This is a genomic window from Janthinobacterium saanense, assembly GCF_014200675.1.
Lineage (GTDB): Bacteria > Pseudomonadota > Gammaproteobacteria > Burkholderiales > Burkholderiaceae_D > Janthinobacterium.
This window is the reverse complement of record NZ_JACHCI010000001.1, coordinates 249,709-261,164: the sequence shown is the minus strand read 5'-3', so window position 1 is coordinate 261,164 and position 11,456 is coordinate 249,709. Positions and strand designations below refer to the sequence as shown.

At 58.7% G+C, this 11,456-nt stretch carries 4 protein-coding genes; all 4 read right to left on the bottom strand.

Annotation, left to right across the window (positions count from 1 at the left end):
- Positions 1–165: 165 nt before the first annotated feature.
- The gene (locus HDE72_RS01235; protein ID WP_183736939.1) at positions 166–2,883 is read right to left on the bottom strand and encodes a TonB-dependent receptor plug domain-containing protein; all 2,718 of its coding nucleotides are present in this window, start codon (positions 2,881–2,883) and stop codon (positions 166–168) included.
- Between the two features lie 237 nt (positions 2,884–3,120).
- Positions 3,121–5,820, bottom strand: a complete 2,700-nt coding sequence (locus tag HDE72_RS01230; RefSeq protein ID WP_183736938.1) for a TonB-dependent receptor plug domain-containing protein — start codon at positions 5,818–5,820, stop codon at positions 3,121–3,123.
- 196 nt (positions 5,821–6,016) lie between these two features.
- Positions 6,017–7,531: a S41 family peptidase gene (locus HDE72_RS01225; protein ID WP_183736937.1), complete on the bottom strand. Its 1,515-nt coding sequence runs from the start codon at positions 7,529–7,531 to the stop codon at positions 6,017–6,019.
- Between the two features lie 169 nt (positions 7,532–7,700).
- Complete coding sequence (locus tag HDE72_RS01220) at positions 7,701–11,303, bottom strand: indolepyruvate ferredoxin oxidoreductase family protein (RefSeq protein ID WP_183736936.1); 3,603 nt, start codon at positions 11,301–11,303, stop codon at positions 7,701–7,703.
- Positions 11,304–11,456 lie beyond the last annotated feature (153 nt).

The following is an 11,456-nucleotide window of genomic DNA, read 5'->3' as shown; positions in this document are numbered from 1 at the left end:
CGGAAATTATAGACCGCTTTGCCACGCCAGGCGGCATGCGGCGGTCCATGTATTGAAGTATGAAACAAGTACAAGAAAGTCATTCAAGCAGTACAAGCCTGTAAAAAAGCGCCCGGACCTGGCTGGCAGGGGCGCTTTTTGGGAATGACTGACCGTCAAACAGCATCAGAAGTGGTAATTGAACTCCACCCAGCCCTGGCGTCCCTGCGGGCTATAGCTGCCCACCGGGTAGTACGGCCAGCCACCGCTATCGTCACGCTTGATGGTATCGAGCACGTTGTTGACGATCAGCGATATGGTGGCACGGTCGTTGATCTGATACACGGTGCTGATATTGGCCAGCGCCGTCGGCGTCAGATAAGCCGTGCCGGCACCGTTAGGTATCTTGCCATAACGGCTGACCAGCAAGGTGTTCGACCACTTGCCTGCGCTCCAGTTGACGCTCAGGTTCAGCTTGTCCGGCCAATCCGTATTGTTCAGGTCTTTGGTGCCGTCGATCACTTCATCGCCCGCAAACTGCTGCGATTTGCTGGTCAGCACTTTCGAATAATTGGCCTTGAAGGCAAAGCGGCCATAGTTATTGGTAGGTAGCAGATACTTCAGGCTGATATCGATACCGCTGGTGCTTTGGCTGGCCGCATTGATCGGATTGACCGTGATGGTCTTGATCTCGCCGGCACGGTTCAATGCGTCGCTTGCGTAGCGCTGGACGCGCGCCAGGGTATCGACGCAGGTCGGCGACGTGATATCGAGCTTGCCCAGGCGGCAATCAGCTTCGTCGCGCAAGATCTTGTCGGCGCTCAGGTTGGTCACCAGGTCCGTGATCTTGATGTTCCAGTAGTCGACCGAGACATCGAAATTGGTGCTAGGCGACCAGACGGCGCCCACGCCGAAGGATTTGCCTTTTTCCGACTGCAAATCCTTGCTGCCGTTCTGGATGTAATCGGCTCCAGGCGAGAGGTTGGCGTAATCGCACTTGTCGATATCCTGTTTGGCGACGCCGCAGCGGTAGTAGTCGGTGGTGCTGGAATAATAGCCCGTGCCGCGCGCCTTGTAGATGTAGTTCATGTCCGGTGCGCGGAAGCTGGTGGCGTAGTTGGCGCGGAACAGCAGGTCTGGCGCAGGACGCAGTTCCAGCCCACCGTTATAGGTGAACTTGCCATCGTTGCGGCCGGCAAAGCTGTAGCGGTCATAGCGGCCGGCCAGGGTGGCGATCAGTTTTTCATGCAGCGGCAAATTGAGCTCGGCGCCCAGTGCACCGCGGGTACGCGTACCCGCCGTGATATCGGACTTGGTAGCAACGTTGAAATAGCCGGCGTTCAGGCGTGGATCAGGCACATTGCTGAAGCCTTGCTTGCCCAACTCTGCGATGGTAGCCACTTTCGCCACGCCGCCCGGCAGCTGGAACAGGTCGCCATTGGTGGACAGGCTCAGGGTATTGGTCCAGGCCTTGTCGTCGCTGTCGGAATTGCCGGTGATGCTGTCAAATTCAGCCGGCGTCAGGCGGCGCGACAGGCGCGAAGGATCAGGCGCATAGACAGGCACGCCATTGGCGTCAGTGCCCAGTTTCGGCCCCAGGAAAAAGGTATCGATATTGGCCAGCGCGCGCGGTGTATGGCTCTCGCTCTTGTACAGGGACGCGTTGTAGTTGGCTTCATACTGCCAGGATGCGGTGCCAGGAATACGGCCCTTGGCGCCTATCGAAATAGCGGTGGCCAGGTCATCCCATTTGCGGTTGTAGCGCGATACGCCGCCAATTTCCTCTGGCGAGATGTAGCGTGTCCATGCTTCGTAATTGCCCGTGTTCTGGTTCTTGAAATAGCTGCTGCCGGTCGACGACGAGGTCCACGACGGTCCGCGCGTATTGTTCTCGGTGGCGTTTTTGCCGATCAGGAAATCGGCGAACAGCGTGGTGTCCGGCGACAGCTCGTAGTTGGCGCTGCCGAACGCATTCTGGCTCTTGTTCTTGGTCTGCGTGGTCCAGTAGGTCGGGCCCACTTTCGGACTGGCGCAATACGTGCCATTCTTGGCCTGATACTTGACGACGCTACCGCCAAACAAGTCACCGAACTGGTTACAGGTGTCGCCCAGGTCCTGGTAGGTGCCCGAAGTACCCGCTTTGACCACGCGGCGCGAAGCGATATTGGTGGGCGTACCGCCCTTGGTAGCCATGAAATCGCGGTCCAGGCTGGACAGCGGATCGCGTTGGCTCAGCTCCACGCTGAACAGGGTGTGCAGCTTGTCGAAATTGCCGCCGCCCGTCACCTGCACGCGCTGGTTGCCTGCGCCACCGCGCGTGGTGCCGCCGGCCTTGACGTTGATATCAATACCTTCGGTCTGTTTTTTCAGGATCACGTTGACCACGCCGGCAATCGCATCCGAGCCATAAATGGCCGAAGCGCCGCCGTTGAGGATCTCGATGCGGTCGACGATGCTCGACGGGATATTGGCCAGGTTGGTGAAGTTGACCGTGCCTTCATAGGCGACAGGGAAGTCGGCCAGGCGGCGGCCGTTCAACAGGATCAAGGTATGGTTGGGGCCCAGACCGCGCAGGCTGATGGTGTTGGCCGACGGCGTGAAGGTGTTGCCGAAGTCTTCGCCTTGCGTAAAACCGCTGTTCTGCACCTGGTTGCTCAGCGCATCGAAGACGTTTTTATAGCCTTGCCTGGTGATTTCTTCACCCGTCAGTATGGTCACCGACGACGGGCCTTCGAGACTGGCGCGCGGAATGCGCGAACCGGTGACGACAACGGCCGGAGGTGTAGCGGCAGCGGTATTATCGGCGCTGGACGACGGCGTTTGTGCGTGCACCTGCCATGTGGCGCCACTGAGCGCGGCCAGGACGACCATGCAGAGGGGTTTTAGTTTTAATTGTGTTGGCATTTTTGCGCTTCTCGAGGTTGAAGAAAAGCGAAGATATCAAAATGCCAGTTACCTAAAAACGAATACTTTCACTTTTGCATATACCATTATTGCCATATACAAATATTTTAATATAAGCAATATTCCAGCATCAGGCACGCCCATCGACGGCATCAGGCCGCTACTGCGCAAGTAAAAAAACCGGGGGACATTGGCCCCCGGCAAATACAGCAGACTGCTTTTCTATTTACCGCGACATCAGAAACGGTGGTTCAACTCCAGCCATATCTGGCGGCCCAGCGGGCTGAAACTGCCGACTGGATAGTTAGGCCAGCCATCGCTGGTGTCGCGCTTGATGGTGTCGAGCACATTGTTGACGATGAACGACACGGTAGTTTGCTGTGACAGCTTGTAGACCGTGCTGAAGTTGGCGATGCCGGTCGGCGTCAGATACGCGGTCTGGGCCGCGTTAGGCACCTTGCCGTAACGCGTCACGGTCAGCGTATCGGACCAGTCGCCACGGCTCCAGTTCAGGCTGGCGATCAACTTGTCCGGCCAGTCGGTATTGTCCAGCGACGTCAGGTCGTTCTTTTCGCTGTCGGCATCGAATTGCTTCGATTTCTTGCTCAAGACCTTGGAGTAATTCGCGCTCAGCGAGAAATTACCGTAATCGGCGGTGCGGATCTGATACTTGCCGCTCAGGTCAATACCACTGCTACGCTCCATCGCCGCATTGATCGGCATCACCGTAATCGTCTGGATCTCGCCCGGGCGGTTCACGGCATTGGCTGCAAAGCGCTGGACACGGTTCAGTGCATCGACGCAAGTCGGCGAAGTGATATCGAGATTACCCAGGCGGCAATTGGATTCATCGCGCAAAATCTGATCGGCGCTCAGGTTGGTGACCATGTCGTCGATCTTGATGTTCCAGTAATCGACCGATACGTCAAAATTGCTGCTCGGCGACCATACCACGCCCAGGCCGAAAGATTTGCCTTTTTCCGATTTCAAGTCCTTGCTGCCGGTCTGTACATAATCGGCGCCCGGCGCTACCCTGGCGTAAGCACAGTTGGCAACATCCTGGTTCGCTTGTGCGCAACGGTAGTAGTCGGTGGTGCTTTCAAAATAGCCGGTGCCGCGTGCCTGGTAAATATAGTTCATGTCCGGCGCACGGAAGCTGGTGGAATAGTTGCCGCGCACCAGCAGCGTCTTGGTCGGGCGCAGTTCCAGCCCACCGCTATAGGTGAATTTGCCATCGCTGCGGTCGGCAAAGCTGTAGCGGTCATAGCGGCCAGCCAGGGTGCCCGTCAGGATCTGGGTGAGCGGCAAGTTAAATTCTGCACCCAGCGCATAACGGTCGCGCGTGCCGGCCGTCGTCTGGGCCGTCGGCGCCAGGTTGAAATAACCCTGGTTGATGCGCTCATCCGGATTATTGCTGAAGCCCTGCTTGCCCCATTCGGCGATGGTCGCCACCTTGGCGGTGCCGCCTGGCAATTCGAACAAATCGCCATTAGTGGCCAGGCTCAGGGTATTGGTCCAGGATTTATCCTTGCCATTGACGGTACCGGTGATGCTGTTGAAATCCTCCGGCGTCAAACGGCGCGACAAACGCGATGGGTCCGGTGCATAGATGGCCGTGCCATCGGCATCGACGCCCAGTTTCGGCCCCAGGAAAAAGGTATCGATATTGGCCAGCGGACGCTGGGTATGGCTGTCGCTCTGGTACAGCGACGCGCTGTACCCCGCTTCGTAATTCCAGGCGGTGCCGGGAATGCGGCCTTTGGCGCCCAGCGAAATGGAGGTCGAAAAGTCATTCCACTTACGGTTGTAACGGGTGACGCCGCCGATCTCTTCCGGCGAAATGAAACGGGTCCAGCTCTCGTAGTGACCGGTATTCTGGTTCAGGAAATAGCTGTTATTGAGCGAGGAAGACGTCCACGACGGGCCACGGGTATTGTTGGCGGTGGCGTTATTGCCGATCAAAAAGTCGGCGAACAGGGTCTGCTCCGGCGTCAGCTCGTAATTCAGGCTGCCGAAGACGTTCTGGCTTTCATTCTTGGTCTGGGTGGTCCAGAAGTCCGGACGGGCATTCTGGCTGCCGCAATAACTGCCGCTACTGCCCGTGTACTTGCTCACGCTGTGCTCGAACAGGTCGCCAAAGTTGTTGCAGGTGCCGCCCAGGTCGATATATTTGCCCGTAGTCAGGTCTTTACGGCCCGCGATCACCGTCGGTGTACCAGAGCGGCTGGCCATGAAATCGCGGTCGCGGCTCCATACCGCATCACGCTGGCTCAATTCGGCGCTGAACAGGGTGGTGAGCTTGTCGTAAGTGCCGCCGCCCGTCAGTTGCACGCGCTGGTTGCCGCCACCACCACGGGTGGTGTCACCCGCCTTGACGTTGATGGTCAGGCCGTCGGCCTGTTTCTTGAGGATCACGTTGACCACGCCGGCAATCGCGTCGGAGCCATAAATGGCCGAGGCGCCGCCGGTCAGGATTTCAATCCGGTCGACGATACTCGATGGAATATTGGCCAGATTGGTGAAATTGACCGCGCCATCGTAAGCGACCGGGAAATCGGCCATGCGGCGCCCGTTCAGCAGGATCAGCGTGTGGTTCGGGCCCAGGCCGCGCAGGCTGATGGCATTGGCCGATGGGGTAAAGGTATTGCCGTAATCGGCGCCCTGGGTCACGCCGCTGTTTTGCGTCTGGTTATTGAGTGCATCAAACACATTGCTATACCCTTGGCGGGTGATCTCATCGCCCGTAATTACAGTCACGGCGGAAGGTCCTTCCAGGCCGGCGCGCGGGATGCGCGAACCGGTCACGACCACGGCCTGAGGCGCGGCTGCGGAAGCATTTTCGGCGGTAGACGACTGCGCGTGTACCTGCCAGGCGGTGCAGCTGAGGGCGGCCATGATCACCACGCTCAGTGGTGTTAACTTCAGTTGTATCGACATCTTTGCACTTCTCAAGGCTGGAGAAAGAGCGAAAGGTATCAAAGTGATAGCCAGTACAGAACGAATGCTTTCGTTCTTGCTTATATCGCTATTGTTATATCGAAATATTTTTTATGTATAAGTTTTCAATTGATATAAAAGAAAGGCGCCGGGATTGCTCCCTGCGCCAGCTCGCCATACGTCGGTATTCTCAGGCTTAGCGCACCGAAATCTCGCGGTATTGCGGACGCAGCAAACGCATGGCCGTGGCGCTCGAGTCGACCGACTGGCTCAGCAACTGTGCCTTGCCGGTAGGCAAGGCGCAGCTCTGGTTGTTGCGGTATTGCAACGCCAGCGCCAGCATGCCTTCAGCGGTATCACCCAATGCGTGCTGGTAATCATCGCTGGCAGCGCAGGTCGGCGCCATGCCGTCGGCATAGTCGCCAAAGCCCTTGGCATTGACGCCCTTGAAGTTGACGGCGAAATAGGTGGTGCCGCAATTGGGCTGTGGATAGAAGCCATATGGTTTGCCGCAGGTCGTGCCACCGATCAGGTTCACTTCCACATCCACGCCACGCAAGCCGTTGATGATCGCCTCGCTGGCCGAGCAGGTGTTCGCCGTGGTCAGCACGGTGACCTTTTTCAAGCCCAGGTAAGGCAAGGCCAGGTTTTTCTGCACGGGATTCGGTGCGGCAAAGCCGATGCTGCGCGCGTGGAAAGGCACGGGCGCTTCCGATTTCGTCTTGTCGTTAAAGACGGTTTGTTCAAACGTCTTGCCTGTCGTTTGCTGCGGACCGGCGATCATGTAAGCCAGTTCGCTGGCCACATCGAGCAAGCCGCCACCGTTATAGCGCACGTCGAGCACCAGATCGCTGACGCCAGCCGTCTGGAACGATTGCATCGTCTCGATCAGCTGACGCTCGGAGACATAGTTATGCGTGTTAAAGGTCAGGTAACCCACCTTGCCGGTCTGCGTCGTGATGACTTTCGCGTTCTGCACGGCCGTGGTGTTGATGTCGCCGGCGGTCATGGTGGCGCTGATCTGGGTGCCGTTACGGCTGAAGACCAGGGTGTGGCTGACTTTCTTGTCGGGGAATAGTCCCGCGTTCAATACATCCACGCTGGCCGAGCCGCCTGCATAGACGAAATCGACCCCATCGACGCGCTGCAGCACATCGCCCCGTTGCAGGCCAGCCAGGGCCGCAGGCGAACCAGGTTCGACCATGGCGATCACCGCCTTGCGCGGTGGGCGCAGGCTGTCATTGGCCATCAGGAAACCGTAACCGAACTCGACGCCGCTCTGCGACGCTTCCCACTCGGCCGTCGTATAAGTGAAGTGGAACTGGTCTTTCGGCTTGCCGGAAGGCGTGGTGGCATAGGTTTTCAGCACATCGAAATAAGCGGTGGCGGTGCTGTAGTTTTGCGCCAGATAGGTATTGGGCACTTCGTTGTACCAGAGATAGCTTTCATCGATCCAGCTGCGTACCCAGTCCTGCTCGTTGCGCAAGCTGCCTGGCTTGTCGGTGCTATTGCCGGCACGGGGTTTTTCACAACGGTTGACCAGGGTGGCGGAAGGCGCAAAGACAGTCGCACCGCCATTATTACCGCCATTACCGGTGCCGGTGCCATTTCCATTGCCGGCGGTATTGGTCGCGGGTGCGGAACTACCGCCGCCGCCGCAGGCGGCCAATGCCAACAAGCTAGCCAGACTCAAACATTGCAACACTTTCATTCCAACACCTTTCCGCGGAGAAACAATAATTATAGTGTGACTTGTAGTAAATGTGTTGCCAAAATAAATATGTCAAAGGACAAGGTAATGGAGGGGGCATCGCCATGCGGCATCCACGTAAAAATGGCGCCCGCAGGCGCCATCTTGTACTTTCAACTTGACAGTCGGATCAAGCCACCGGTGCTGCCACGGCAGGCACCGGCAAGACTGCCGATGGTACTGCAGGCGGGGCATTGAAGGCGATGATCAGGCTGGCCTCCTTCTCCTTGGCGGCCGTCAAATGACGCTCTTTGACGTGGCCGTAACCGCGGATATCTTCCGGTATGCTGGCAATCGCCACCGCTTGCGCCAGCTTGGCCGTCGTCAGTTTCGGCAACAGCGCACCCACGGTCTGGCGATATTCGGCGATCAGCGCACGCTCCATCTTGCGCTCAGCGGTATAGCCGAACACGTCGAAAGCACCGCCACGCAAGCCCTTGAACTTGGCCAGCACACCGAAAGCCTTCATCATCCACGGACCGAATTCCTTCTTGACCAGGTGGCCCTGGCTGTCCGTCTTGGCGAACAACGGCGGCGCCAAATGGAATTTCAGCTTGACGTCGCCTTCGAACATGGCGTCGATCTTGGCCTTGAACGCACCATCGGTGTACAGACGTGCCACTTCATATTCGTCCTTGTAGGCCATCAGCTTGTAGAAATAACGGGCCACGGCTTCCGTCAGGCGCAGATGCGGGCCGTTCAGGGCGCTTTCGGCAACACGCACCTGGCCAACGAAGTCCAGATACTGCTGCGCATAAGCGCGGTCCTGGTAGGCCGTCAGCAACTGCACGCGCTTCTCGATGATGTCGTCCAGCGTGTCGATGCGCTTGAACTCGACCACCTTGGCCGGCGTCGTCATGCGCACCAGGCTGGCGGCGTCATGGGCGCCTGCGCGGCCCCAGTTGAAGGCGGCCTTGTTGAACGCCACCGAGACGTTGTTCAAGTCAATCGCTTTCATGATGGACGCTTCGGTCAAAGGCACTTTGCCCTTTTGCCAGGCGTAGCCAAGCATGAACATATTGGTTGCGATCGAGTCGCCCATCAATGCCGTGGCGATCTGGCCCGCGTCGATAAAGTCCACATGGTCGCTGCCGCAAGCTTTTTCAATTTCCAGGCGTGCACCGACACCGGGGAATTGCCAGTCCGGATTTTTCACGAAGGCCGCCGTCGACGAACTGGTCGAGTTGATCATGGCCCAGCTGCGGCCTTCCCCCATGCGCGACAGGGCGTCGCGGCTGGCGGTGACGATCAAATCGCAACCGATCACCAGGTCGGCCGCACCGGTGCCGACGCGGGTCGAGTGGATGTCTGCCTGACGGTCCGCCAGACGTACGTGCGACATCACGGGGCCGCCCTTTTGCGCCAGGCCGCTCATGTCGAGCACGGAACAGCCCTTGCCTTCCACGTGCGCCGCCATCGCCAGAATCTGGCCGACGGTGACCACGCCGGTACCGCCGATGCCCGTTACCAGGATGCCGAACGGCTCCATCGTCGAAGGAATCGTTGGCGTCGGCAAGGCCGGCACGGCAGGGCCGCCCTTCTCGGCGCTGGCTGCTTTCTTCGGCTTTTTCAAGCCGCCGCCTTCCACCGTCACAAAGCTGGGGCAAAAACCCGTGGTGCACGAAAAATCCTTGTTACAGGACGACTGGTTGATCTGGCGCTTGCGCCCCAAATCTGTTTCCAGCGGTTCCACCGACAGGCAGTTCGATTGCACGGAACAGTCGCCGCAGCCTTCACAGACGGCTTCGTTGATGACGGCGCGCTTGGCTGGGTCCGGGTATTCATTGCGTTTCCGGCGGCGGCGTTTTTCCGAGGCACAGGTCTGGTCGTAGATCATGGCCGACACACCGGGCATGTCGCGCAGTTCGCGCTGCACATCCATCAGCTCCGAACGGTGGCGTACGGTGACGCCTTCCGCCCAGGCGTAATCGGATGGGTATTTTTCAGGTTCGTCGGTGACGACGATGATAGGCCCCACGCCTTCAGCGGCGATCTGGCGCGAAATGATGGCTGGCGACAGCGGGCCATCGAATTCCTGGCCGCCCGTCATGGCCACTGCATCGTTGAACAGTATCTTGTAGGTGATGTTGACCTTGGCCGAGACGGCGGCGCGGATCGCCAGGATACCCGAGTGGAAATACGTGCCGTCACCCAGATTGGTGAACACGTGTTTTTCATTCGTGAACGGCGCCTGGCCTACCCAGGTCACGCCCTCGGCGCCCATATGGGTAAACGTCGATGTCTCCCGGTCCATCCACAGCACCATGTAGTGGCAGCCGATGCCGGCCAGCGCGCGCGAGCCTTCAGGGACTTTGGTCGAACTATTGTGCGGGCAGCCCGAGCAAAAGAACGGCGTGCGGTCTTTTTGCGGATCAGGTTTTACGCTGATCGCCTTGAGCACGTTTTCTTTGGCTTCCAGGTAGGCGATGCGTTGCTTGACGCGCTGCTCGACCGGGTGGCCGGCGTAGTAGCGCGAAATACGGCTGGCGATCGCGCGGGCGATCATGGCCGGATTCAGCTCATAGGTAGCCGGCAGCAGCCAGTCGCCGTGGCCTGTACCTTTTTGATTGCTCCACTCGCCCGTGTCGTCAAACTTGCCGACCACGCGCGGACGCTCGCCATCCTTCAGGTTATACAGCTCTTCCTTCAGCGCGTATTCCAGAATCTGGCGCTTTTCTTCCACCACCAGGATTTCATCAAGGCCCTTGGCGAATTCATGCACGCCGTCCGCTTCCAGCGGCCAGGTCATGCCGATCTTGTACAGGCGGATGCCGATGTCGGAGGCGGTCTGTTCATCGATGCCCAGGTCGGCCAGCGCCTGGCGCGTGTCCAGGTACGATTTACCGGCCGTGATGATGCCGATGCGCGCTTTCGGGCTGTCCCAGATGATTTTATTGAGCTTGTTGGCGCGCGCATAGGCCAGCGCGGCATACCACTTATAGCTGTTCATCCGCACTTCCTGCTCCAGCACCGTGTCTGGCCAGCGGATGTTCAAGCCGCCCTGCGGCATTTCAAAGTCGGTCGGCAGGGTGATTTGCACGCGGTCCGGATCGAAATCGACGGCGGCGCCCGACTCGATGATGTCGGTCACGCATTTCATCGACACCCACAAACCCGTGTAGCGGCTCATGGCCCAGGCATGCAGACCGTAATCGATGTATTCCTGCACCGACGAGGGGTACAGCACGGGGATGCCGCAAGCGTTCAGGATATGGTCGGACTGGTGCGCGGTGGACGAAGATTTGGCCGCATGGTCGTCGCCAGCCAGCACCAGCACGCCGCCATGCTTGGCCGAACCCGCATTATTGGCGTGCTTGAAGACGTCGCCGCAGCGGTCCACGCCAGGGCCCTTGCCGTACCACATGCCGAACACGCCATCGTATTTGGCGTCTTCAAATAAATTCGTTTGCTGGGTGCCCCAGACGGCCGTGGCGGCCAGGTCTTCGTTCAGGCCGGGGTGGAATTTGACGTGGTGTTCGTCCAGGTATTTCTTGGCTTTCACGGCCGTCATGTCGACGGAAGTGACGGGCGAACCACGGTAGCCGGTGATGTAGCCGGCCGTGTTCAAGCCCGCTTTCAAGTCGCGTTCGCGCTGCATCATGGGCAGGCGTATCAGCGCTTGGGTACCCGTCATGAAGGCGCGGCCGCGCTCCAGGGTGTATTTGTCGTTCAGTGAAATGTCAGCTGCGTGCGTGCCTGGCTCGAGATCCGAGCCTTTCAGGGGTGCGTTCATTATGTGTCTCCATTATTCTCTGTACTACGCCGTGCCAAGTCGCTTGAACTCACACGTACCGGCTTTGCCTTGTGGGCAGGCCGGTGCGAAAAAATGACTGATAGTCATAGACTAGCACAGGAATGCGCACAGTTCTTTGCTGCACTGCACTCC

Coding starts and splice junctions, on each gene's coding strand:
- HDE72_RS01235 (WP_183736939.1), bottom strand. CDS start 2,883: ATGCCAACACAATTAAAACTAAAACCCCTCTGCATGGTCGTCCTGGCC.
- HDE72_RS01230 (WP_183736938.1), bottom strand. CDS start 5,820: ATGTCGATACAACTGAAGTTAACACCACTGAGCGTGGTGATCATGGCC.
- HDE72_RS01225 (WP_183736937.1), bottom strand. CDS start 7,531: ATGAAAGTGTTGCAATGTTTGAGTCTGGCTAGCTTGTTGGCATTGGCC.
- HDE72_RS01220 (WP_183736936.1), bottom strand. CDS start 11,303: ATGAACGCACCCCTGAAAGGCTCGGATCTCGAGCCAGGCACGCACGCA.